This window comes from Olegusella sp. (genome assembly GCF_057238325.1).
In genome coordinates, this window is sequence record NZ_DBHHGF010000001.1 from 379907 (window position 1) to 402253 (window position 22347).

Sequence of the window (22347 nt, forward strand, 5' to 3'; positions counted from 1 at the left end):
ACGAGGGGCGAGAGAAGGTTAAATAAATGAAAAGTCTTTTACGTTATCTAAAGCCCTACGTAAAAGAATGCCTCCTCGCCCCCCTATTTAAACTCTTAGAGGCTGCTTTTGAGCTAGCCGTACCACTGGTTATGGCACAAATGATTGATATCGGGCTTGCTCATAACGACAAAAATTATCTCCTTATGCATGGTGTATTACTGCTAGGCATGGGTATTTTTGGCCTTGCATCGGCAAGTACTGCTCAGTACTATTGCGCCAAGCTTGCGGCGGGCTTTGGTACTCGACTGCGAGATGATCTCTTTGGCCATATCACTCGTCTTTCTCGTCAAGATATAGATGGACTTGGCCAATCGACTCTTGTGACGCGTCTTACCAATGATTCCCAACAGGTTCAAGATGGTGTAAATACTTTCTTTCGTCTGGTTTTGCGCTCGCCCTTTGTTGTCTTTGGAGCGCTTATTCTCGTTTTTAATATCGATCACGTAGAAGGTTTAATTTATACATGTACCATTACTATTTTACTTGCTCTTGTTTTTGGCTTGATGCGTATAGCTGCGCGTTTGTACAAAATTGTCCAAAATCATTTAGATAGTGTTCTGCTTCTTACCTCAGAAAATCTCGAGGGCGTGCGTGTAATCCGTGCTTTTAGACGTGAGCAGCGCGAAATGAGCGAAATGAATACTGTTGCAGGAGAGCTGCGCACAGAGCAAGCACACGTAGGCGATATTTCTGGCCTGCTTAATCCCCTAACCTATGCAGCAACTAATATTGGCCTGGTAGTTGTACTTGCTGTTGGCGGACATAGAGTGCAGCTGGGAGATCTTACTCAGGGTCAGTTGATGGCCTTTATTAATTACAGCACTCAGATTCTTATTGAGGGAGTAAAGCTTGCGAACTGCATCATCCAAGTATCTAAATCACTTGCTTGCGCCAAGCGTATTGAACAAATCTTTGAGGTAAAACCCTCAATGAAAGAAGGTTTACTCAACGCTTGTCGTGAACAACCTTCCCTGAGCTTACATGATGTGACCTTTGTTTACCCTCATGCTGCAGGTCCTGCACTCTCACATATCAGTTTTGATGTACGACCTGGTGAAACGGTGGGTATTATCGGAGGTACAGGTTCAGGCAAGACGAGCCTCGCTGCACTACTTATGCGTTTTTATGATGTGACTGAAGGCTCCATTGAGCTGGGTGGGCATGACATTCGTAGTTATTCCTTGGCAAGTCTTCATAAAATGATTTCCATCGTTGAACAGGGAGCACAGCTCTTTGCAGGAAGCATCGCTTCTAATCTTCGTTGGGGCAACCTTGAGGCAGGGGAAGAAGAGCTCTATGCTGCCCTTCATACTGCCCAGGCGGATAACATAATTGAAGCTAAAGGCGGGCTCGATGCAGAGATTGAGCAATTAGGTCAAAATCTTTCTGGTGGTCAACGCCAACGTCTTGCGATTGCGCGTGCTTTGGTACGCAAGCCAAAAGTATTGATTCTCGATGACTCCTCATCGGCTTTAGACTTTGCCACTGACTCTGCTCTCCGCAAAGCTTTAAGGAAAGATTTGGCAGGTACCAGCTGCTTTATTATTTCGCAACGCGTTACCTCTATTAGGACAAGCGACAAAATTATCGTGCTCGATCATGGTCATGTTGCAGGTATTGGCACCCATGATGACTTGCTTGAAACATGCTCGGTATATCAAGAAATCTATGCCTCCCAAGTCAAGGAAGGTGTTATCCATGCATAGGGATTCTACTCTTCAAAAAATTATTGTTTTGATGCGCCCTTATACCGCGCAGGTTGTAGGTATTCTTTTGCTTGCTGTTATTGTGGTCATCAGCACATTGCTTGTACCGGTATTTTCGGGTAATGCCGTAGATGCTGCGGTAGGCCCCGCAAAAGTTAATTTCGCAGCTCTTACTTCTGCCCTGCAGCTAATGTTTTTAGCAGTCATCGCCACATCAACGGCGCAATGGCTGCTTACACGCCTTACCAATCGCGTAGTTTATGGCATGCTTTATGACCTGCGCACTCTCGTATTTGCAAAGTTACAGCGCTTGCCGCTGTCCTATATTGACTCACATAGTCATGGTGATCTTGCTTCTCGTGTCGTTAACGATGTGGATCAATTTTCTAACGGCCTCATCATGGCTTTTCAGCAATTCTTTACAGGAATGCTAACCATTGTACTCACGCTTGTTTTTATGTTTTACCTTAACTGGCATATTGCTCTGCTTGTAGTCTGTATTACTCCCCTGTCTGTTTTGTTGGCACGAATTCTTTCACGCAAAGCTTTTAAACATTTTAGTAATCAGTCACAACGGCGTGGAAATATGACAGCCATTGCCTCGGAAATGATTCAAGGTATCTCTAGCGTCCAAGCGTTCAGTATGCATGAAAGTGCACGCAAGCAATTCAATGAGTCCGATGAACTGTTACGTCAATCTAATTTCAAGGCTGTGCTTTACTCGGCGCTCTCAAACCCTGGAACACGATTTGTTAATAATTTGATTTATGCGGGCGTCGGTGTTTTTGGTGCCTTTATTGTCTTGTCTGGCGGCATGACCGTGGGTAGTCTCACAGCATTTTTGGGATATGCAAATCAATATACCAAGCCATTCAATGATATTTCTGGTGTTGTTACCGAGCTTCAAAATTCGTTTGCCTGCGCCGCACGACTCTTTGAGCTTCTTGAAGAACCAGAAATTCCCGTCGATGCTGCGGACACTCTTATATTGAGTGATGCAAGCGGGGCTATTAGCATTAAAAACATAGATTTTTCCTATACCCCAAACCACCCTCTTATATCGGGCTTATCTCTTGATATAGAGCCGGGTCAACGTGTTGCTATTGTCGGTCCTACTGGCTGCGGAAAAACTACCCTCATCAATCTACTCATGCGTTTTTACGACATCAATTCAGGTGAAATTCTCTTTGATGGAATTGATATATGTAGTCTCACACGCGACAGTTTGCGTTCGCAGATTGGTATGGTGCTGCAGGATACTTGGGTAGAACATGCAAGCGTGAAAGACAATATTGCTATGGCGCGGCCTGAAGCAAGTCTTGATGAAGTAAAGGCTGCAGCAAGACAGTCTCATGCCAATGGATTTATAGAGAAACTACCTCAGGGCTACGACACTATTCTTGGAACCGAATCTGCCACACTGTCAGCGGGTCAAAAACAGCTGCTCTGTATCGCACGAGTTTTTCTTGCTCAACCACATATCCTTATTTTGGATGAGGCTACGTCAAACATCGATACTCGTACCGAATTACATGTACAGCATGCTTTTGATCGATTGATGGTAGGAAAGACGAGCCTTGTAGTGGCCCATCGCCTCTCGACTATCCAAGGGGCTGACAAAATTGTCGTTATGCAAGATGGCCGCATTATTGAGATGGGTAAGCATGAGGAACTTCTTGCACAGGACGGTTTCTATGCCCAGCTTTTCAATTCACAGTTTGAGCTAGCAGAGTAATTCACCTGCATTGACAGATGGGAATATGTCTTAATCGACGTGATTTCCCTTGGCATCGATGCGCTGAAGATTACGATTTTGCTCACACATAAAGGCAGGCATTTCACCCGTCTCTGCTGCGTGTGCAATATCCCAGAGGGCTGATGCCACTGCTCCATCAGCGCTTGCGCCAATATGCCAACGTGCGACTGCATGCGCACGCTCATTACCATTCGCAACACATACAGAATTAGGTACAAAGCGGAGCATTTCTAGGTCATTATCAGCATCACCAAACACGCAGACCTCATCCAAAGATAAATTCAGAGTCTTGCGCAAAATATCTACACCTACCTGTTTGCTCACATTGCGCGGGATAATATCCCACCAGTAATCCACCGTGGATACAAAATCAAATTCAGGACAAGCAGCTTCGAGATCTGCTTGCAAAGCCAGAAATTCATCGCTGTCTGCAAAAAAGATAATGCCTGCTTTCATAAAAGCATCGTTTGGGACAGCATCAACACGGGTAGCTGCTTCAAGCTGCGCAAAGTGATACATGTCTCCAAGCTCTTCTTGAGCCATGCCCACCCAAAAAGGTGTTTTACCATCCCTGTAAAGGGTAAGCGCGGCTTTGTTGTGCTGGACAACAATCTCTTTGACTTTATTCAAAGCATTGTTGGATAAGCTAACTTCATGAACAAGCTGCCCACTAAGATAAATGCGCATGCCATTGATGGTCACACCCGTGTTATAGCAGCTCGCGTCATTTTGAAAGAACTGAGCAAGTTCAGCACGAGAACGTCCAGAGCAAGGACCAACATCAATACCAAGTTCCTGGCAGGCGCGAATGGCTTGAATAGACCTCTCAGAAATGAAAGGCTCACCCAAGGGGAGCATCGTATTATCCATATCGTACAGTGCCAGTTTGATCATGAAACTGCCTTCCAAAAAATATTGCTAAGAATTGCGTTGGTAAAGTATGACAGCTTTGAGAGCTTCTATGAGACCGAGAACCACTTCTGCGGTAGACATTGATGGAATCTCTGTATTGTCTTCATGTGATGCTATTTGTTCGGGTACAGCTGGCAGATGTATAAATCCACTTAAAATTTCGGGATAGTGAGTTAAGCAAAAATATCGGGTGCTATAAAGCACTGAATTACACACATAAGTTCCTGCAGTATAGGAAAGCTCTGCGGGAATTCCTACTTGCTGTATTGCTTCTACCATCTGACGTGTAGGTAATTTGGAATTCCGTGGGAATAACAAGTTTCTGGAGCGGTACTCCTTCAATCTTATTAGGGAGCTGAGCTAACGCCAGCTGTGAAGCATTTAGTTTATCTCCGTCAAAAGCATTAAAGGCAGTCAGCAGAAACTTCAACGACGCCTCCCAATATCTAAAAACTTAGAGTAAGCCTGCTGCCATCATAAAGATGAGAGCAAGGATTGCAAGAGGACTCTGCTTAAAGAAAATCTGTATACCCGAGCTATAGCCACCATAAGCAGCAACACCAATGATATAGATCAACAAAAGCGCAACAGTAATATGAGAATGTAATACAAAGGTAGAAACAAGCAACAGGATGCCAATGAGAAGGTTGTACACACCCTGATTTTTAAAAAGCTTTTGCACCGATTCGCGCTGCAACTCTAGTTTGTCCATGCCAAAGGTTGCAGAAGTCTTATCCGAATCGGTCACCAAGGTCTCTAGGTAAAAGATAAAGAAAAATTTAAGTGCTGTTAAAACGATAAAAACATATGCTGCAAGAGCCACGATGGAACCTTCTTATCAAATAGAAATAAAACTTACACCTTGGCACCTGTGTGGTCATATATTCCAAGGCTAAAAAGCTTGTACCCACTCTAATAAAGCTCAATCAACGAACAAGATTTAATCGCCCCAACTACAAAGTTTCATATTAACTTTGCCTGCAGCAGTAAAACTCACACCTTCATCTTCAAGACGGCGACGTTGTTCGTCAGGGCCTCCAAAGGCAAAACCGGGAGCTAAAGAACCATCTTTGAACACCACGCGATGACAAGGAATAATTCCAGGTGCAGGATTGCTATGCAGAGCATAACCTACATAACGAGCAGCACGCGGCCTCCCCGTGAGTCGTGCTACTTGTCCATATGTGGCCACAAAACCAGGTGGGATTTGCTTCACAACTTCATAGACCTGTTGAAAGAATCCTGCATTATTCACATTGCGTCAGCTCGCTAAGCCCAACAGGTTTGCGATGAATCTCGCTTAGACCTTGTATTTTAATCATATGGCTCCCAATTCCTTTGCATGAAAGCAAGCGGATGAAAGTCAGTATACGTCTCTAGCGAGCATCTTTCACGCGGATACTTACACCCACGCGCTCCCAAGGATTACCCTCATGATTAAGCTCGGCAACATAAGCCTCAAAAACCTCGCTGTGGCCAAAATACAAAAGTTGAGCCAATCCACCATTTAGTTTTTGCGGTACAAAACCAAGCTTTGTCTTTTTGCGATAGATTGCAATTGCATTGGGGTCAAAAGGATTATCTGGTTCGGGTACCAACTTAAGCTTTTGTCCGACTTTAAGCTTGGATTGGACAAACAAGCCATCCCAATACTGAAAACCTGCGATATAAAAGTGACAATAGCTCTTTGAGCGCTCTGCCATAATTGTGTCCCTCCCCTTTACTACCGTTAGTCCTAATTTAACTGCACAGTTATATTCAGCTGGACTAATATTGGGACATGTAGATATTATTTTGAAACGTGAGGTCATGATGGCTGGCAGTAATATTCAAAAGCACAAGCTTCTGCGACTAATGAAGATTTTTCAGGAATACACAGACGCCGAACATGGGCTCACAATGCCTGAACTAATTGAAAAATTATATGAACAAGGCATTTCTGCTGAGCGAAAAAGCCTTTATGCTGATATAGATGCGCTCTGTGAATTCGGTTTGCATATCAAGCGACTCCGTACTCAGCCTGTACAATATGCGCTTATCAAGCGCGATTTCAATTTCTCACAACTTACTCTACTTATTGATGCGGTTCAGTCCAGCCGCTTTCTGTCAGACAGAAGTTCAAATGAGCTCGTCAAAGCAATCAAATCGCTTGCATCTAGACCCGAACGTCTCGCACTCAATAAGCAAATTCATGTTCATGGACGTCCTCGTATTCAAACTCAGTCGGATTTTGTAGCTGTTGACCGCCTACAAGAGGCAATGGCTCATCACCAAAAGGTGTCGTTTCGCTACTTTCGCTATGACGCAAACAAAAAGAAGGTTGCACGTAAAGATGGAGCCCGTCATGTAGTAACACCGGTAAGCTTAGTTTATGCTGATGACAACTATTATCTTGTTGCTTACAGCCAAGCGGACCAATCAGTTAGAAACTATCGCATCGATCGTATGGAACAAATACTCAAGCTGGAAGAGCCTGCTGAGAAAAACCAAGCTATTGGCTCCTATGACCCCGACGAGGCAGGCAATTACGTTTTTGGCATGTATTCAGGCGAGCGTGTGGCTTTGACACTACTTGTGCAAGAAGACGTCATGAATGTAGTTATTGATCGCTTTGGTAGAGACGTATTATCGGTGGCCACAGAAGATGGTTGTGCGGCACATGTTACTGCACATGTAGTTGAAAGCCCTGTACTCTACGGATGGATTGCTATGTTAGGATCTAAAGTAGAGATTGAGTCCCCAAACAGCGTAAGAGAGCACTACCTAACTTATCTGGAAGACATCTTAAAGCGATATAGCTGAACAGCTGGAAAAGCTGAGATTTCTTAATTCGAGGCATAGAGGAAAAATATGTGTTTAGTTATATTTCTCATATAGGCCTCATTTGAGTACAAATGTGGCAACCGACAGTAATGAGGATAAAAGCTGAATTTGTTTTGGAAGACTGCATGGAATCACATATGTCAGTAAATCTCTGGTACCGATCACATTAAATACGTGGTAGTATGCATTCCTGTCCGGGCCCATGGCGCAGAGGTTAGCGCAGGGGACTCATAATCCCTGGGTCGTAGGTTCGAATCCTACTGGGCCCACCCGAAAACACAAGGTCAGAGCTTCGGCTCTGACCTTTTTTATTGCCGAAGTGACACGGAGTGGCAGAAAAGTGACAAAAGTTTTTAATCCACGTTAAGAAACGACTCTAGGATCTAGTTGCTTCTTGCACTAATACACCTGAAAAACACCGCCAATCATCTCTAATTGACGGTGCAATATTGTCTTGCATTAAGCTGAAGGCTAGCAGATAGAGAGTGTTTGCTGAGAAGCACGTGAGTCCATTGCCGCTCTGACTATACGAGCCCAAAATGGGCTTATGTTCTTGAAAGTCGCACGCTCTTTCATTTCTGCTATACCGATTTCACAAACCATACGGCCAAAAACCTCGTCCGCAAATGAGTTTGTGATTGAATCCACGCCAGCAAAATCGAACGTCACAATACCGTCCGCCGACTGTATTTCTTTTGATATTTTTGTAAACGCACTGCGTCCAGCTACGCGAGTTACAAGGGCGCGTCCAAACTCCGCCATTTGAATAATCATTTTTGCCCCCTCCAAAGTCGAAGACATAATGGATTAATTTTAACAGCCTTTGATGAATTCTCAATTCGTTTACCATAAAATATCATCTTCAAGTTCGGTATATGACCCCTCTCCGACTTCCCACCTCACGACGCCATTGCCTCCTGGCAAGGACAAGTCGCAGGCACGTATTACATCGCATGTTTCGGGAACCCTTAATATAATGAATGTCCCTGGATAAAAAAGTCCATTGAGTACTTCTTCACCATCACTGGTGATATGTAGGGCCACATTCCTTGTAATAACCCACAAGTGACCGCCTGTAACCTTCGCAAGGTTGGCGGCAAAAGATAACCCCTTCCCGCCGCTTACTTTATTTGAGCCGGCTGGTGCAACACCAAACCATTCTCCCGTATCGACTTGGAACGCCTTTGAAACAAGTTCTCTGTCGGAGAGTCCTGCATAAAGCGGGTTGTCACCCATTGACTTAGCTATTCCAACCCCACAGTCAGCCACACAAACCTCGATATAGTGGTCCTCCGAGTAATACTGCGCTCCAACTATACCGTCTGAATTAGCTCGCGAATGCTGGATGATGTTGTCAATCATCTCGCCAAACGAGAGATCTAACGTATCACCTAGACTTTGGCTAATTTGCAAGTGAGAAATTATGACATCTCGCAACTGAGATGCAATACCGTTTACATCAGCTGTTAGTTCATTAATAGGAACACGTGACAATGGAACAAATCTGCCGGATGGACTGTGACGAGTGAAGTCTTCTTTATGTGCAATATTAAGGACACGGTAATAATTTATTCTTGAAAAATAGCCGTTGGCATTATCGGGAGGAAAATTATATCTTTGCCGCGCGCCATTCGTTTCCCCACAAAGCTGTACAGCAGCAATTGCAGCAATTTTTGAAATTGGGACAAAGGTCGCATATTGCCAGTCTACGTCAACTCCTTCAGATGCATTTTTTGGCATATCAAACTCAGAACAAGCATCATATGCGGGAAAGCGGTCTATTGCTTTGCTCCCAGTCCCAATAGTAATTACGTTCATCACGCTCTCCATCCATCAGATGCAAGATCATTTAAGCGATTAAAGGCAGATTTATAAAAATAGGCTCCCCCGAAACCTTGACGGATGCACGGGGAGTCTGCAAGCCACCTAACAAACAAGAAAGGAAAGCTTATGACATCATCCTACACCTTATTGAAAACATCTCGCAAAGCCACATTTTTGACCAGCTTCAAAAAATTTCATCATTTTTCTGTCACTCTGTGTCACTTCGGCAAGAAACAAGGTCAGAGCTTCGGCTCTGACCTGCGAATTCGTGGTGGAGATAAGGGGGATCGAACCCCTGACCTCATGACTGCCAGTCATGCGCTCTCCCAGCTGAGCTATATCCCCGTGCGTTGGTGCGTTAGTAACTATAGCAGAGCAGAAATTCACGTCAAGCAATCTTTCAAAAAAATTTTGCGATTGCTTGACGCTACAGATTCCTGAAATTCCATACTACTTGGCCAAAAGACCCATACGCGCAGGAACAATCTGCTCACCCAGCCAGACCACAAGCTCATCTAACGCAATATCCTGACGTTTTCCCGTTGCGCGACACTTCACCTCAGCCATACCTGTCTTAAGACCGCGCTTACCAATAACTACCTGCCAAGGGAATCCCATCAAATCTGCTTCGGCAAATTTGACTCCAGGGCGCTCTTTGCGATCATCAAGCAAAACATCCAGACCCGCATCAGCAAGCTTGGTAGCTACATTCTCTGCAGCCTCAAAAACCTCGCCCTTGGCATCTAGAGAGACAACCTCGACCTCATAAGGAGCAACAGAAACAGGCCATACAATACCTGCTTCGTCGTGATGTTGTTCAACTACTGCTGCAAGCGTGCGAGAAATACCGATACCATAGCAACCCATAATAAGTGGCTTTTCTTTGCCATCGGCATCAGTAAACGTAGCTCCCATCGCCTCAGAATACTTGGTACCTAGTTGGAATACTTGCCCACACTCAATACCACGAGCTCCCGAAAGCACGTGCCCGCAATTGGGACATGTGTCTCCAGCTTTGGCTGTAATCACATCAACCCACTGGTTAATCTCAAAATCACGGCCCAGCTGAGCAGAGCGCAAATGGTAACCCGTCTCGTTAGCGCCCACAAGCCAAGATGCCGAATTTTTAAGTGCTATATCTGCAGCCACAAAAACGCCTTCAGGCACATTTACTGGTCCCATAAAGCCTTTCTGAAGACCAGCAAGCTCAAGTTCCTCATCAGTCATAAGATGATACTCACCAAAGACATGACTAGTTTTGACATCATTTATCTCATGGTCACCAGGAACCATAACAATCCAAGGTTTACCATCACTATCAATGAGAGCAATTGCTTTGCGAGTTTGCGCCTCGGGTATTCCAAGAAAAGTAGCTAAATCTGCAATACTCGAGATATCAGGTGTCTCAATACGCGTTAACTCAGCCACAGCATCATCAATTACTTCACAGTGAGCTGTTGCAGCCTCCGTATCAGCTGCAAAACCACATTCATCGCAATAGACAAGCGCAGCTTCGCCCGCATCAGCCAATGCCATATACTCAACGGAGGTATCACCACCGATTTGGCCAGAGTCAGCAGCTACAGGCAGCGCACGCAAACCACAACGCGCACAGAAGCGCGCATAGGCGTTTTTCTGCTCGTCATAACACTCTTGTAGCGACTCTTGGGTAGCTGAGAAAGAATAACCGTCTTTCATGATGAACTCGCGGCCGCGCATCAAACCAAAGCGAGGACGTAACTCATCACGAAATTTATCCTGAATCTGATAGAGCGTTACAGGCAACTGCTTGTAGCTACGAAGCTCGCTACGCACCAAGTCGGTAAAAGTCTCCTCATGAGTGGGACCAAGGGCAAATTCACGGTCGTGGCGGTCTGAAAAACGCATGAGCTCCGGACCATAAGCGTCCCAGCGGCCAGATTGATGCCAAAGTTCAGCGTCAGTCAGAATAGGCGTCATCATCTCTTGGGAGTTGATTGCCTCCTGCTCTTCGCGACAGATATTTTCAATCTTGCGGATAGAGCGCCAAGCAAGGGGCAAATACGCATAAAGCCCTGCAGCTTCTTTGCGAATCATACCTGCACGCAAAAGGAGTCGATGACTCGCAAGCTCAGCCTCTGTAGGATCTTCCTTGAGAGTCGGAGCATAGAGGCGCGACATCCTCATGTAGTTCATCATCCAAAAATCCTTCCGTTCAAAACATAAGCTCACCCATACTAGCCTTAAGCTTCGGGCCAGCGTTGGGCAATTTCAGCAAACAGCTCTTCGACAATATCTTTTTCAGCTACTTTGCGGATGGGTTCACCTTTGGCAAACAGCATCGCTGTTCCCCTACCGCAAGCAACACCAATATCAGCGCTGCGCGCCTCTCCCGGACCGTTCACCACACAACCCATAACTGCTACAGAAATGGGTATGCGTAATGTCTGCAGACGATCCTCAACTTTGCGAGCAATCTCAATAAGATTGACTTGAGTGCGACCACAGGTAGGGCAGCTCACAAGCTCAGGATGAAGACGACGAATTCCCAACGAAGAAAGGATATCCCAACCCACACGTACTTCCTCTACAGGATTTGCTGTCAAAGAAACACGCATTGTGTCACCGATACCTTCGGCAAGCAGAGTTCCCAGTGCTATAGCGCTTTTGACTGTGCCTTGACGAGCAGTACCTGCTTCGGTCACACCAATATGCAGAGGCACTTCAGGCAGCGCTTGCGAGAGCATACGATTGACTTCAATGGTTTCGGGTACTCCATGGACTTTTGCTGAAAGCACAAAATTGTTAAAACCACGCTCTTCAAAATGCTGAGAAAAGCTCACAGCACTTTCGACAAGCTTCTGAGGTAGATTCAAATCCTCTCGAGCGTCTACTTCCCTATCCAGAGAGCCTGCGTTGACACCAATACGAATTGCAGTACCAGCAGTACCTGCCTCATCAATGACTGCATCAACGCGATCAAAAGAACCAATATTGCCCGGGTTAATGCGAATAGCAGCTGCTCCAGCATGAATAGCTGCAATAGCAAGCTTGTAGTCAAAGTGGATATCTGCCACTACAGGCAAAGAACTCTCCGCACAGATACGTTCAAATGCAGGAATGGCTGCAGCATATGGCAAAGTTACGCGCACAATTTCACACCCTGCTGTTGCAAACTCATCAATTTGCTGAAGTGTGGCCTTTGCATCATCTGTTTTTGTATTGCACATTGACTGCACCGATACAGGTGCACCAGCGCCAACCTCTACAGAACCCACCATGACTCGACGTGTCTTGTTATGAGGAAGCTCACCACTCATACCTCTCCCCTTTAAACATCTAAGCTGTGATATTAGTGAATGATGAAATGAAAAACGTCATTACCAACAGCAAAGACAAATAGTGCCAGCAACAACGCAAGCCCGATATAGCTCAAAATAGCCTTTGCCTTGAGGGATAAAGGTCTCTTAATAATTGCCTGAATTATTTCAATCAAAATCTTGCCACCATCCAAAGGGGGAATGGGCAACAGATTCATAAAGCCTAAAGACATTGAAATTAACGCAGCAAACATGAGCAAGCTGTGAATACCAGAATGTGCTGCTTCAGATGCCATAACCGAAATGCCAACTACTGAGGATGACTGAGAGAGCACTTCAACTGTGTGCTGGGGCATGATAAGGCGTGCAGCAGAGTCTGCAATTATCTGGACATACGACCAAGCCATATGCGATGCTTCAAAAAAATTGGGATAGATATGCACGGTCTTAGCAGCAATACCAATCAACTTGACACTTCCATCACGTGGCAAATCGATAGTGGTTTTTTGTTGCTTGCCAGCACGTTCATAGCTCAACTCAAAAGGTTGAGGATTTTTAAACTCTTTGCCTAGAGCATCGACAATCTCTGGCCAATTTTGTACTGCGATATCATCAATCGCGGTAATTTTATCGCCCGCCTTAAGGCCAGCTTTTTGTGCCAAGCTATCACTGGTCACACCCCCAATTTCATTGGTACCAGATGCGACCTCAAAGCCTGTCGCCATGGAAACACCCACAACAACCAAAAAGGCCAAAACAATATTGACTGCGGGACCTGCAATAAGGCAGAAGAAACGCTTAAAGAAGCCCTTCCCATCGTAGGTACGAGCACGTTCAAACTCAAGAGCTGCCTTTGCATCGACAAGAGGACGTGCCTCCCCTTCTGCTGTACTACCTTTAAGCTCAAAGTTGTGTCCACGATCATATTCAGTAAGCATTTGAGGATCACGAGCAAGCGTACTTGCGACCAATACGCTTTTTTCACCCTGCTCGAGCATGCCACAATCACGAAGAGCGGCCCAATCAAATAAAATGTTCAGATTGGCTTCAACTTCTTCTTCATCGATGGCAAGGGCATCGGCAATCTGAGCTGAGTCAGTACGACCTTGCTTTTGCACATAAGCAAAAACTTCAGATAAATGCTTATCACCAGAATTTTCCATACCACAAATCCTGGTATAACCACCTAATAACAGTGGAGTAACACCAAATTCTGTGCCATATTTTTTTGACTTCTTTGCCAAGTGAAAGCGGCTGGGCATACCCAAATAAAACTCTGTGACACGCATACCACAGGCTCGTGCTGCAAGAAAATGCCCTGCCTCATGGACAGTCACAAGTACAGAGAGAATAAGAAGTCCCCAAAATGCCGCAGATACAGCTCCCATTAAGCGCCACACCTCTCAAGAATATTTGTGGCACACCTGCGAGCTTCTGCATCGATAGCGACAAGTTGCTCGATACTTTCGACAACACTACTATCCATCTCATCCATAACGGAGCGGATAATATGCTCGATATCAAGGAAACCACAGCGACCCTGACGAAAAGCGAGATTCGCTATTTCATTGGCTGCATTCATAATGCAAGGAGCAGTGCCACCCTGCTTGCCTGCACGTTTTGCCAAAGCGAGGCAACCAAAAGTATCCTCATCAGCCTCACCAAAGCTCATGGCCGGAACACTACACCAGTCAATACGAGGAGCAGGAGTTTCCCAGCGCTCAGGATAGCTTAGTGCATACTGGATGGGTAGACGCATATCAGACGGTCCAAGCTGAGCCATGACAACACCATCGCTAAACTCTACCATCGAGTGAATACGACTTTGTTGCTGAATAAGTACACGCACCTGATCAATCGAGACCTCAAAAAGCTGATGCGCTTCAAGTACTTCAAGACCCTTATTGGCAAGCGTAGCCGAATCAATCGTAATCTTAGGTCCCATAGCCCAAGTGGGGTGTGCTAAAGCATCTGCAGCTTTTACACCTGCTAACTCTTTACGTTTTTTGCCATAAAAAGGACCACCTGAACAAGTAAGCCATAGGCAATGTATATCGCGCGTACGCTCACCTACCAAGCATTGGAAGATAGCGCTATGCTCAGAATCAACAGGAATAAGCTGACTTGGCCCTGCGAGAGGCATTAAAAGGTCTCCGCCACAAACAATAGACTCTTTATTGGCATAAGCAAGAATTTTTTTTGCCTTAAGTGCTTCATATCCACAACGAATGCCTGCAAATCCAACTACAGCCGACACGACACAATCAACTTCAGGAAGAATAGCGAGTTCAGTTGAAGCGTCATTACCTGAAAAGATTTGACAGCCTACAGGCAGGCCATCAAGTACGCCATCATGTGCATGAGATCTATCGCCTATACCTACGTATTTAACGCCAAATTCACGTGCTGCCGAGACAAGTTTGTCAGTTGCAGACCATACCGAAAGTGCAACAATCCGCAATTTATCAGCGTGCTGTCGACAAACATCTAAAGTTTGAGTTCCAATAGAACCCGACGCGCCCAAAACTGCTACACGCAGTGGGCGCGGACGAGGATTCTTGGGTAATGTATCTTCAAAGATACTCACAAAATGCCTCCTAACAACAAGGCGGCCCAAGCAACAGTTCCCGCAAAAAGCATGGAATCAGCTCTATCGAGCATTCCCCCATGCCCGGGAATAATATTTCCTGAATCTTTAACGCCAACGCCGCGTTTGATGCGCGATTCAAATAAATCTCCCACAACAGCAGAAATACAGACAAGCAACCCTACAGCAATTGCTAGTCCAAAATGCATACCGCGAACATGTAGGATTGCAAGGATAATCCAAGGAACAATACCGCCGACCATACCGCCCCAAAAACCTTCGATAGATTTCTTGGGAGAAATCTGGGGGGCTAGCTTATGCTTGCCAAAGCGTGATCCCACAAAATAAGCAAGAGCATCGTTGAGCCATACCGAACCCATAACAGCAAACGTAAAAAAAGCTCCTGTATTGCCAGGGTCAACGCAACGAATAGCGACAATGCTGGCATACATGAGCGAGGTGTAAATGGGTCCAAAGACTGACAGTGCAACATCTGCTGCTGTTGCGCGTGGCGTCAACACATACCAAATAGCATTCGCCATAATAAGCAAAAAAACTGCCAATACTAGATATGAATACTTACCAGTCAAAGGTACCAGCGGAAAAAGGGCGGCTGCCGTAAGACCAATAAGTTCATTGGGCATACGACCCGCCATACGTACCATGCGAAAAAACTCGGAACAACAAAGCCATGCCATTAAAGCAACAATGACAGCAGTAGGAATTGTGCCCAAATACAAGCAGACGAGAATGGTAATTGCATAGATAGCACCAGACAATGTGCGTTGCAACACCTTTTCAGCATTACCGCGCGCTATCTGTCCACGAAGCTTGCCTTCTGCACGCGAAGACGCAGTTGACTTGCGATGTGCCTCAAGACGAGCAATACCCGCGTCAATGCCACGATTGCGAGTATTACTTTGCTTGTTTGTATTGGAGTTGTCTTCGCTACTCACTTATTAACCACTCCCCCAAAGCGCCTGCTGCGATTTTGGAACGCATGAATTGCCCTTAGCATGTCCCAACGCGTAAAATCAGGCCAATAGGTATCTGTTACATAAAACTCGGTATAGGCTAGCTGCCATAGCAGATAGTTTGACAGGCGTTTCTCACCTGAGCTACGAATAAGAAGTTCGGGATCAGGAAGACCTGCAGTATATAGTCGCGAGGCAAACATATCGTTATCGATATCATCTGCAGAAAGCTTGCCATTCTCTACGTCTTGAGCCAAAAGACGAGCAGCGCGAACAATCTCAGCACGCGAACCATAATTCACTGCCAAAGCAAAGGTCATACCTGTGTGATCAGCTGTTTCTGCAAGACCTTTTTGGAACACCTTATACGTCTCACGAGGTAATGCTTCAAGATCGCCAAAAAAACGCAGTCGTACATTCTCTTGATGGAATAAAGGAAGTTCTTTAACCAAAGTTGTTGCAAATAAATGCATCAAGAGATCAACTTCGCGTTGAGGTCGACGCCAATTTTCAGTAGAAAAAGCATAGACCGACAGGACATCAAAACCCAAACGCACGCTAGTAGTAACTGCCTCGCGTAAGGAATCAACGCCTGCCACATGGCCCTTTGTACGATCTAAACCTCGCGCCTGTGCCCAGCGTCCATTACCATCCATGATGATGGAGACATGACTTGGAATACGAGTTAAGTCAACATCATCAAGATTGATATCGGAAGGAGCATCACCGTAATAGGCACGAAGCTTTGCTTCGTCACGCTCCACTTAGATCTCCATCACTTCAGCAGTCTTGGCCTTAAGCAGCTCGTCGACTTTTTTAGTGTAATCATCAGTGAGTTTTTGAATAGCTTTCTTAGTGCGATTGGCTTCATCCTCGGGCAAGTCATCCTCTTTTTGAGCACGATCAACACGAGTATTAGCATCACGGCGCGCATTACGGATAGCAATTTTCGCTTCTTCAGCAAGTTTGCTGCAGTCTTTTGAAAGCTCGCGACGACGCTCTTCGGTCGGCTTAGGGAAAGGAAGACGTATTGCTACACCATCCTCGTTAGGGGTGATACCCAAATCCGAAGCCTCAATGGCCTTAACAATAGCATGCAGCGCACTCTTATCCCAAGGTTCCACGACAAGGAGAGACGCCTCAGGAACCTTTACGGCTGCTACCTGTGTAATAGGCGTTGGCTGACCATAATAATCAACCTTAATTGGATCAAGCACGTGGGGGTTTGCCCTGCCCGTGCGCACCTTTGCAAAGCCAGTTACAAGACTGTCAATGCACCTGTCCATGTGCTTGTTGGCATAATCGGTAAACTCACTCATTGTGCGTCCTCCTCGATAACGGTAGTTCCTACAGGCTCGCCGCGGAGGGCATGGTCAAAAAAACCCTCTTCGTCGAGGCTAAAAACCATAATTGGCATGTGATTATCATGGCAAAGCGCCGTGGCAGTGGCGTCCATAACTTTGAGGTCACGGGTAAGAACCTCGTTATAGCTGATGGTGTCAAACTTAACCGCTTCAGGATGAGAGATGGGATCTTGGTCGTAGATACCATCTACCTTGGTAGCCTTCATCAAAACGTCGGCACCAATCTCACAAGCACGCAATGCGGCTGCAGTATCAGTGGTGAAATATGGATTACCTGTACCAGCAGCAAAAATCGTAATCCTACCTTTTTCTAAATGACGAATGGCACGACGTCTAATATAGGTTTCAGCTACAGAGCGCATTTCGATAGCGCTCATCACGCGGCAGTCCATACCAGCCTTTTCAAAAGTGTCCTGGAGAGCCAGTGAATTTATCACCGTGGCAAGCATGCCCATATTGTCGCCCTGAGCGCGATCCATGCCAGCCGCAGCACCCGTAAGACCGCGAAAAATATTGCCGCCACCAACCACGATGGCAATATCAACACCAGCCTCATAAGCAGGTTTTATATCGCGAGCAATACGCTCAGGAACGCTTGGGTCAATGCCAAATTCCTTTGAACCCATCAGTGCTTCTCCAGAGAGTTTGAGCAGCACCCTGTCATATTTATATTCAGACATATGACCTCCTCGTATCCTGGTACGACATTTTAACAAAGTTATTAAAGCTAACGCATTTCCCATAGGTGGGCGGTAGAGTCTCGTTGCATAAAAAAAGGGCCGACTTGCGCCGGCCCCCTAACGCATATAAAAGCTTACTCAGTCTCACCAAAAGCATATCTCTCAAAGCCGAGAATCTCGATGGTATCATCTGCGGCCTTGGAAACCTTCTTTGCAAGCTCGCTGATGGTGACATCAGAATCCTTGATAAAGACTTGCTCGGTAAGGACGTTTTCCTTGTAATACTTATTAACACGACCCTCGATCATCTTTTGCTGAACAAACTCAGGCTTACCAGACTCAGCGGCCTGTGCAGCATAAATGGTCTTCTCACGCTCAAGCAGGTCAGCGGGAACATCCTCACGGCGTGCAGCAACGGGATCGGCAGCAACAACCTGCATGGCAACATCATGCGCAAAAGCTTTGAAATCCTCATTTGCAGCAGTCTCTGCTTTGGCAAAAGAGAAGGACACAAGGTCTGCAAGCTTGCCACCAAGATGGATATAGCTAGCAAGAGCGCCCGTGGAAGTCATACGCTTAAAACGAACAATCTTCATGTTCTCGCCGATGACATGAATCATCTCGGTAAGCTCGGACTCAACGGTACCCTCGCCCATTGCGCAAGCCTTAAGTGCATCGACATCTGCAGGGTCGTTTTCAGCAACGACCTTGGCAAGATCGGCAGCAAAGCCAGTAAACTTGGGGTTGGTGCCCACAAAGTCGGTTTCGCAGGTAAGCTCAAGCAGTGCACCAGTCTTGCCATCCTCGGACACGTACGTAGCAACAGTGCCCTCATTGGTAGCACGACCAGAACGCTTTACTGCCTTGGCTACACCCATCTCACGAAGAACGTCAATTGCGCGCTCAATATCGCCATCAGCTTTCACAAGAGCCTTTTTGCACTCCATCATCGGGGAGTTTGTCATCTCGCGGAGCTGCTTAACAAGAGCAGCGGTAATCTGTGCCATGGTGACCTCCTTTAAGGGTCTATTTGTTGGTTGGTCTGAATTACTCTGCAGCAGGAGCTTCGGTGGCCATCTCAGCCTCAATGGAAGCGGCATCTTCGCCTGCCATCTCAGCAGCAGTCATTTGCTCCTTGCCAGAACCAGCAAGAACTGCATCAGCAGCAAGCTGGCACATCAAATCAACGGAACGAATAGCATCATCGTTTGCAGGAATGCCGTAATCAATCACGTCAGGGTCAGAGTTGGTATCAAGAAGACCAACAACGGGGATGTGAAGACGGTTGGCCTCCTTGATGGCAATTTCCTCGCGCTTAGTATCAACAACAAAGAGTGCCTGAGGCAGGGCGCGCATATCACGAACGCCACCAAGGTTACGCTGCAGTTTCTCGAGCTCCTTGGTAAGCACGGCCTGCTCTTTCTTGCCACGACGAGCCATGTCACCAGTCTCAACCATAGCCTCGAGCTGTTCCATACGATCAATACGAGAACGCATGGTTACAAAGTTGGTGAGCATGCCACCAAGCCAGCGCTGATTGATGTAGGGCATACCAGCGCGAGCAGCTTGAGTAGAAATAGGCTCCTGAGCCTGCTTCTTGGTACCAACAAACAAAACATTGCCACCCTTAGCAGCAGTCTCCTTGAGGAAGGTATAGGCTTTGTCAGCGTCAAAAAGGGTTTGCTTTAGATCGAGAATGTAGATGCCATTGCGCTCACCAAAGATATAAGGCTTCATCTTTGGGTTCCAGCGACGGGTCTGGTGACCATAGTGGCAACCTGCATCAAGTAAGGTCTGAATAGTAATCTTAGCCATCTTTAACCTCCATTGGTTGATCCTCCGCGTGGTGTCATCCCCTTAAGCCACCTAGGTTATGGCTGTAGCCTAGGCACCATGGCTTTTGGGTGGCCACGCGTGTGAAATATACTGTGCGGACGCACAGCAATTAGACAGTATAACAGCTTAGCTAAGCAGCACCAAGCTCACATTGAGAGCAATTTTGCCATCACAAGGCGCCCAAATCCGCAACTAATCTGCCCTTGGATGTGCCTGGCGAGCCGCCTCTTTGAGACGATCTATTGAAAGATGTGTATAAATTTGAGTCGTGGAAAGATCCGCATGCCCCAAAAGTTCTTGAACAGAACGTATATCTGCTCCCCCTGAAAGCAGCTCTGTAGCATATGAGTGGCGCATAGCATGAGGCGTAAGTGAAGGATCAAGACCTGCCAGCTTGATATAGTGCGAAAAACGCACCCTCAACGCATCTGCACTCATACGCTTACCACGTGTAGAGATAAATACTGCTTGCCTATCAGCATCGCTTTGTACTTTCGCCTTTGCTAACAGCGCTGGACGCGCGAATTGATAATAGTCAAGCAAACGCTTAATAGCTTCAGGATAAAGTGGAACGATACGTTCCTTGGAACCTTTTCCAAAAAGACGAGCTTGTTTAAGATCCAAATCGATGTCAGATATATTAAGGGCAGATATTTCTGAGATACGTCCCCCTGTCGCCGCTAATAATTCTAAATAAGCACGGTCACGTATTCCCTCACTACTGCTGAGATCACAAGCAGCAAGAAGTTTTTCTACTGAAGCAGCATCAAGCGTATGAGGCAAAGTCTTTGCTCTTTTAGGACTCGCAACAGCTGCAGCACAATCTTTTTCGGTAAAACCCTCTCTCACAAGCCAACGATATATATCGCGAATAGCAGAAAGCCTCCGGTCAATGGTAGATGGGGCATAGCGCGCACGTACCTGCTCGGCAAGCCAAGAACGAATTTGACGGTGAGAGACTTCAAGTCCATCAATCTGCTGACGCTCAAGCCAGGCACAGTATGCTTCCAAATCACCTTGATAAGCACGTAGTGTATGAACAGAAAGATTGCGAACGTCTTTAAGATAGGTTAGGTACTGCTTGACCAATACTGAAAAATCTTGCTGCCCTTGCTGTTCTTTCTGAGCGTCTATAGAATTCATGCGTCCTCATGACCTTCCACAGAGGCATTTTCCCAGTTTGTATCAGGCCATGTACCTGCATACTTACCAAAAAGGTCTTGTCGATTTTGTACAAAGACTTCCATATCTGTTTTTGCACGTTTGGCATATGCAGCATAGCGTTCTCGCTTTTTGAGACGCGGACCATCCAATGGAGGTACGATGCCAAAATTAACATGCATGGGCTGGTAATCAACACAAAAGGGATCTGAAGCGTAGTGTACCAACGAACCAAATGCTGCGGTTGGTGGCAACTCTGGAGCTGCAAGGCCTTTAAGGGCTGCATAGGTATTGAGTGCCGCAAACAGACCCGAAGCAATCGCCTCGGTATAGCCCTCGGTACCCGTAATCTGCCCTGCAAGACGAATTTGGGTTCCAGGTACGCAAAAACCGCGTTCTAGCACATGTGGACTGTCCACAAAACTATTTCTATGCATAACGCCATAACGGAAAAACTCTGCATGTTCAAGACCTGGTATAAGACGAAATATTCGTTTTTGCTCACCCCAGTTAAGGTTGGTCTGAAAACCTACAAGGTTATAAGCAGTTTTATTGACGTTCTCCGCACGTAACTGAACTGCTGCCCAAGGGCGATGACCTGTGCGAGGATCGGTCAAACCTACAGGTTTAAGCGCTCCAAACCTCAAGGAGTCAATACCACTACGGGCTACTTCTTCAATAGGCTGACAGGCACTAAAGAGATCCTTTTGTTCAAAATCGCGAGCAATCACACGTTTGGCTGAGATAAGCTCTCCTACAAGCTGCTCGTATTCTTTTTTGTTTAAAGGACAGTTGAGATAATCACCACTACCTGCTTCTTCATAACGTGACTGACTAAAAATAATTTCTTTATCAAGAGACTCCGCATCAACAATAGGAGCGGCCGCATCATAAAACGACATACGACTTGCCCCAAGCTTTTCTGAAAGTGCCTCAAAGAGTGACTGTGAGCAAAGAGGACCTGCAGCAATAACTGCATAGCCCTTCGGAAGATTCGTTACTTCTTTGCAAACAACTTCAATAAGAGGCTCAGCTTCAATGGCAGCATTGACTAGCTGCGAGAATTGCTCCCTATCAACTGCAAGCGCTCCACCTGCTGGTACGCTTGCTTTAAGGGCAAGTTCAATCAAGGCAGAACCCATGAGCACGAGTTCACGTTTGAGCAACCCCGCCGCACTATCAGCTCGAAGAGATTTAAGAGAGTTGGAACAAACAAGCTCAGCAAAATCTGACGTTCTGTGTGCAGGAGATAGCACTTGAGGACGCATCTCATAAAGCCTCACAGCGATACCACGACGCGCAAGTGTCAACGCACACTCACTACCTGCAAGACCTCCGCCAACAATATCAACAACTACTGCCATATAGGATCAACCAATCAAA

The 22347-nt window shown here is 46.2% G+C and carries 22 protein-coding genes and 2 tRNA genes; 4 read left to right on the top strand and 20 right to left on the bottom strand.

The window, feature by feature from the left end:
• Positions 1–26 precede the first annotated feature (26 nt).
• Positions 27–1748, top strand: a complete 1722-nt coding sequence (locus tag ACO5JD_RS01765) for an ABC transporter ATP-binding protein (protein ID WP_021626216.1) — start codon at positions 27–29, stop codon at positions 1746–1748.
• Positions 1741–3483 carry an ABC transporter ATP-binding protein gene (locus ACO5JD_RS01770; RefSeq protein ID WP_021626217.1) on the top strand — a complete coding sequence of 581 codons (1743 nt, stop codon included), beginning with the start codon at positions 1741–1743 and terminating at the stop codon, positions 3481–3483. The genes ACO5JD_RS01765 and ACO5JD_RS01770 overlap by 8 nt, the downstream gene beginning before the upstream one ends.
• Before the next feature lie 30 nt (positions 3484–3513).
• Here the strand turns inward: ACO5JD_RS01770 and ACO5JD_RS01775 are convergent, their stop codons facing one another.
• The 5 genes from ACO5JD_RS01775 to ACO5JD_RS01795 all read right to left on the bottom strand — a co-directional run bounded on the left by ACO5JD_RS01775 (position 3514) and on the right by ACO5JD_RS01795 (position 6119).
• Positions 3514–4398, bottom strand: a complete 885-nt coding sequence (locus ACO5JD_RS01775; RefSeq protein WP_021626218.1) for an HAD-IIB family hydrolase — start codon at positions 4396–4398, stop codon at positions 3514–3516.
• A 24-nt stretch (positions 4399–4422) separates the two neighbouring features.
• Positions 4423–4758: a pyroglutamyl-peptidase I gene (locus ACO5JD_RS01780; protein WP_353640732.1), complete on the bottom strand. Its 336-nt coding sequence runs from the start codon at positions 4756–4758 to the stop codon at positions 4423–4425.
• A gap of 112 nt (positions 4759–4870) precedes the next feature.
• Positions 4871–5239 carry a DUF1304 domain-containing protein gene (locus ACO5JD_RS01785; protein ID WP_021626220.1) on the bottom strand — a complete coding sequence of 123 codons (369 nt, stop codon included), beginning with the start codon at positions 5237–5239 and terminating at the stop codon, positions 4871–4873.
• 117 nt (positions 5240–5356) lie between these two features.
• The gene (locus ACO5JD_RS01790) at positions 5357–5671 is read right to left on the bottom strand and encodes an MGMT family protein (protein WP_021626221.1); all 315 of its coding nucleotides are present in this window, start codon (positions 5669–5671) and stop codon (positions 5357–5359) included.
• 121 nt (positions 5672–5792) lie between these two features.
• The gene (locus tag ACO5JD_RS01795) at positions 5793–6119 is read right to left on the bottom strand and encodes an HIRAN domain-containing protein (RefSeq protein WP_035438543.1); all 327 of its coding nucleotides are present in this window, start codon (positions 6117–6119) and stop codon (positions 5793–5795) included.
• A 151-nt stretch (positions 6120–6270) separates the two neighbouring features.
• On the opposite strand from ACO5JD_RS01795, the gene ACO5JD_RS01800 reads away from it, so the two are divergent.
• Together ACO5JD_RS01800 and ACO5JD_RS01805 are read left to right on the top strand one after the other, a co-directional pair.
• Complete coding sequence (locus ACO5JD_RS01800) at positions 6271–7218, top strand: helix-turn-helix transcriptional regulator (RefSeq protein WP_484987212.1); 948 nt, start codon at positions 6271–6273, stop codon at positions 7216–7218.
• 217 nt (positions 7219–7435) lie between these two features.
• A tRNA-Ile gene (locus ACO5JD_RS01805) sits at positions 7436–7508 on the top strand.
• A 202-nt stretch (positions 7509–7710) separates the two neighbouring features.
• Here the strand turns inward: ACO5JD_RS01805 and ACO5JD_RS01810 are convergent.
• The 15 genes from ACO5JD_RS01810 to trmFO form a co-directional block, all read right to left on the bottom strand.
• Positions 7711–8013 carry an STAS-like domain-containing protein gene (locus tag ACO5JD_RS01810; protein ID WP_484987214.1) on the bottom strand — a complete coding sequence of 101 codons (303 nt, stop codon included), beginning with the start codon at positions 8011–8013 and terminating at the stop codon, positions 7711–7713.
• A 69-nt stretch (positions 8014–8082) separates the two neighbouring features.
• On the bottom strand, positions 8083–9057 hold the full coding sequence (locus ACO5JD_RS01815; protein WP_035438032.1) for an ATP-binding protein: 975 nt from the start codon (positions 9055–9057) through the stop codon (positions 8083–8085).
• A gap of 275 nt (positions 9058–9332) precedes the next feature.
• Positions 9333–9408: transfer RNA gene (locus tag ACO5JD_RS01820), tRNA-Ala, on the bottom strand.
• Between the two features lie 105 nt (positions 9409–9513).
• A complete protein-coding gene (locus tag ACO5JD_RS01825; RefSeq protein WP_484987216.1) occupies positions 9514–11241 on the bottom strand; it encodes a proline--tRNA ligase in 1728 nt (575 codons plus the stop codon).
• 44 nt (positions 11242–11285) lie between these two features.
• Complete coding sequence (ispG, locus tag ACO5JD_RS01830; protein WP_484987218.1) at positions 11286–12362, bottom strand: flavodoxin-dependent (E)-4-hydroxy-3-methylbut-2-enyl-diphosphate synthase; 1077 nt, start codon at positions 12360–12362, stop codon at positions 11286–11288.
• Positions 12363–12394: 32 nt separating this feature from the next.
• A complete protein-coding gene (locus ACO5JD_RS01835; protein ID WP_021625314.1) occupies positions 12395–13750 on the bottom strand; it encodes a M50 family metallopeptidase in 1356 nt (451 codons plus the stop codon).
• Entirely contained in the window at positions 13750–14949 is a 1200-nt protein-coding gene (gene dxr, locus ACO5JD_RS01840) for a 1-deoxy-D-xylulose-5-phosphate reductoisomerase (RefSeq protein WP_484987220.1), read from the bottom strand. The genes ACO5JD_RS01835 and dxr overlap by 1 nt, the downstream gene beginning before the upstream one ends.
• Positions 14946–15905, bottom strand: coding sequence for a phosphatidate cytidylyltransferase (locus ACO5JD_RS01845; RefSeq protein WP_021625316.1), 960 nt, complete (start codon positions 15903–15905; stop codon positions 14946–14948). Before ACO5JD_RS01845 ends, dxr begins: the two co-directional genes overlap by 4 nt.
• A complete protein-coding gene (gene uppS, locus ACO5JD_RS01850) occupies positions 15902–16687 on the bottom strand; it encodes an undecaprenyl pyrophosphate synthase (protein ID WP_021625317.1) in 786 nt (261 codons plus the stop codon). The genes ACO5JD_RS01845 and uppS overlap by 4 nt, the downstream gene beginning before the upstream one ends.
• On the bottom strand, positions 16688–17242 hold the full coding sequence (gene frr / locus ACO5JD_RS01855) for a ribosome recycling factor (RefSeq protein WP_484987222.1): 555 nt from the start codon (positions 17240–17242) through the stop codon (positions 16688–16690).
• The gene (pyrH, locus tag ACO5JD_RS01860; protein WP_484987224.1) at positions 17239–17967 is read right to left on the bottom strand and encodes a UMP kinase; all 729 of its coding nucleotides are present in this window, start codon (positions 17965–17967) and stop codon (positions 17239–17241) included. The genes frr and pyrH overlap by 4 nt, the downstream gene beginning before the upstream one ends.
• A 134-nt stretch (positions 17968–18101) precedes the next feature.
• Positions 18102–18974 carry a translation elongation factor Ts gene (gene tsf, locus ACO5JD_RS01865; RefSeq protein WP_484987226.1) on the bottom strand — a complete coding sequence of 291 codons (873 nt, stop codon included), beginning with the start codon at positions 18972–18974 and terminating at the stop codon, positions 18102–18104.
• 40 nt (positions 18975–19014) lie between these two features.
• Positions 19015–19782 (bottom strand): 30S ribosomal protein S2, encoded by a 768-nt coding sequence (gene rpsB / locus ACO5JD_RS01870; protein ID WP_021735511.1) that lies wholly within the window; start codon positions 19780–19782, stop codon positions 19015–19017.
• Positions 19783–19995: 213 nt separating this feature from the next.
• Entirely contained in the window at positions 19996–20946 is a 951-nt protein-coding gene (locus ACO5JD_RS01875; RefSeq protein ID WP_021625322.1) for a tyrosine recombinase XerC, read from the bottom strand.
• Positions 20943–22328, bottom strand: coding sequence for a methylenetetrahydrofolate--tRNA-(uracil(54)-C(5))-methyltransferase (FADH(2)-oxidizing) TrmFO (trmFO, locus tag ACO5JD_RS01880; protein ID WP_484987228.1), 1386 nt, complete (start codon positions 22326–22328; stop codon positions 20943–20945). Before trmFO ends, ACO5JD_RS01875 begins: the two co-directional genes overlap by 4 nt.
• Between the last annotated feature and the right edge of the window lie 19 nt (positions 22329–22347).

Excerpts from the sequence above, each read along its gene's own strand:
- ACO5JD_RS01770 (WP_021626217.1), top strand. The coding sequence starts at position 1,741 with ATGCATAGGGATTCTACTCTTCAAAAAATTATTGTTTTGATGCGCCCT.
- ACO5JD_RS01765 (WP_021626216.1), top strand. The coding sequence starts at position 27 with ATGAAAAGTCTTTTACGTTATCTAAAGCCCTACGTAAAAGAATGCCTC.
- ACO5JD_RS01875 (WP_021625322.1), bottom strand. The coding sequence starts at position 20,946 with ATGAATTCTATAGACGCTCAGAAAGAACAGCAAGGGCAGCAAGATTTT.
- ACO5JD_RS01815 (WP_035438032.1), bottom strand. The coding sequence starts at position 9,057 with ATGAACGTAATTACTATTGGGACTGGGAGCAAAGCAATAGACCGCTTT.
- ACO5JD_RS01800 (WP_484987212.1), top strand. The coding sequence starts at position 6,271 with ATGAAGATTTTTCAGGAATACACAGACGCCGAACATGGGCTCACAATG.
- trmFO (WP_484987228.1), bottom strand. The coding sequence starts at position 22,328 with ATGGCAGTAGTTGTTGATATTGTTGGCGGAGGTCTTGCAGGTAGTGAG.
- pyrH (WP_484987224.1), bottom strand. The coding sequence starts at position 17,967 with ATGTCTGAATATAAATATGACAGGGTGCTGCTCAAACTCTCTGGAGAA.
- rpsB (WP_021735511.1), bottom strand. The coding sequence starts at position 19,782 with ATGGCTAAGATTACTATTCAGACCTTACTTGATGCAGGTTGCCACTAT.
- ispG (WP_484987218.1), bottom strand. The coding sequence starts at position 12,362 with ATGAGTGGTGAGCTTCCTCATAACAAGACACGTCGAGTCATGGTGGGT.
- ACO5JD_RS01775 (WP_021626218.1), bottom strand. The coding sequence starts at position 4,398 with ATGATCAAACTGGCACTGTACGATATGGATAATACGATGCTCCCCTTG.
- ACO5JD_RS01810 (WP_484987214.1), bottom strand. The coding sequence starts at position 8,013 with ATGATTATTCAAATGGCGGAGTTTGGACGCGCCCTTGTAACTCGCGTA.
- frr (WP_484987222.1), bottom strand. The coding sequence starts at position 17,242 with ATGAGTGAGTTTACCGATTATGCCAACAAGCACATGGACAGGTGCATT.
- ACO5JD_RS01795 (WP_035438543.1), bottom strand. The coding sequence starts at position 6,119 with ATGGCAGAGCGCTCAAAGAGCTATTGTCACTTTTATATCGCAGGTTTT.
- ACO5JD_RS01825 (WP_484987216.1), bottom strand. The coding sequence starts at position 11,241 with ATGATGAACTACATGAGGATGTCGCGCCTCTATGCTCCGACTCTCAAG.
- tsf (WP_484987226.1), bottom strand. The coding sequence starts at position 18,974 with ATGGCACAGATTACCGCTGCTCTTGTTAAGCAGCTCCGCGAGATGACA.
- ACO5JD_RS01835 (WP_021625314.1), bottom strand. The coding sequence starts at position 13,750 with ATGGGAGCTGTATCTGCGGCATTTTGGGGACTTCTTATTCTCTCTGTA.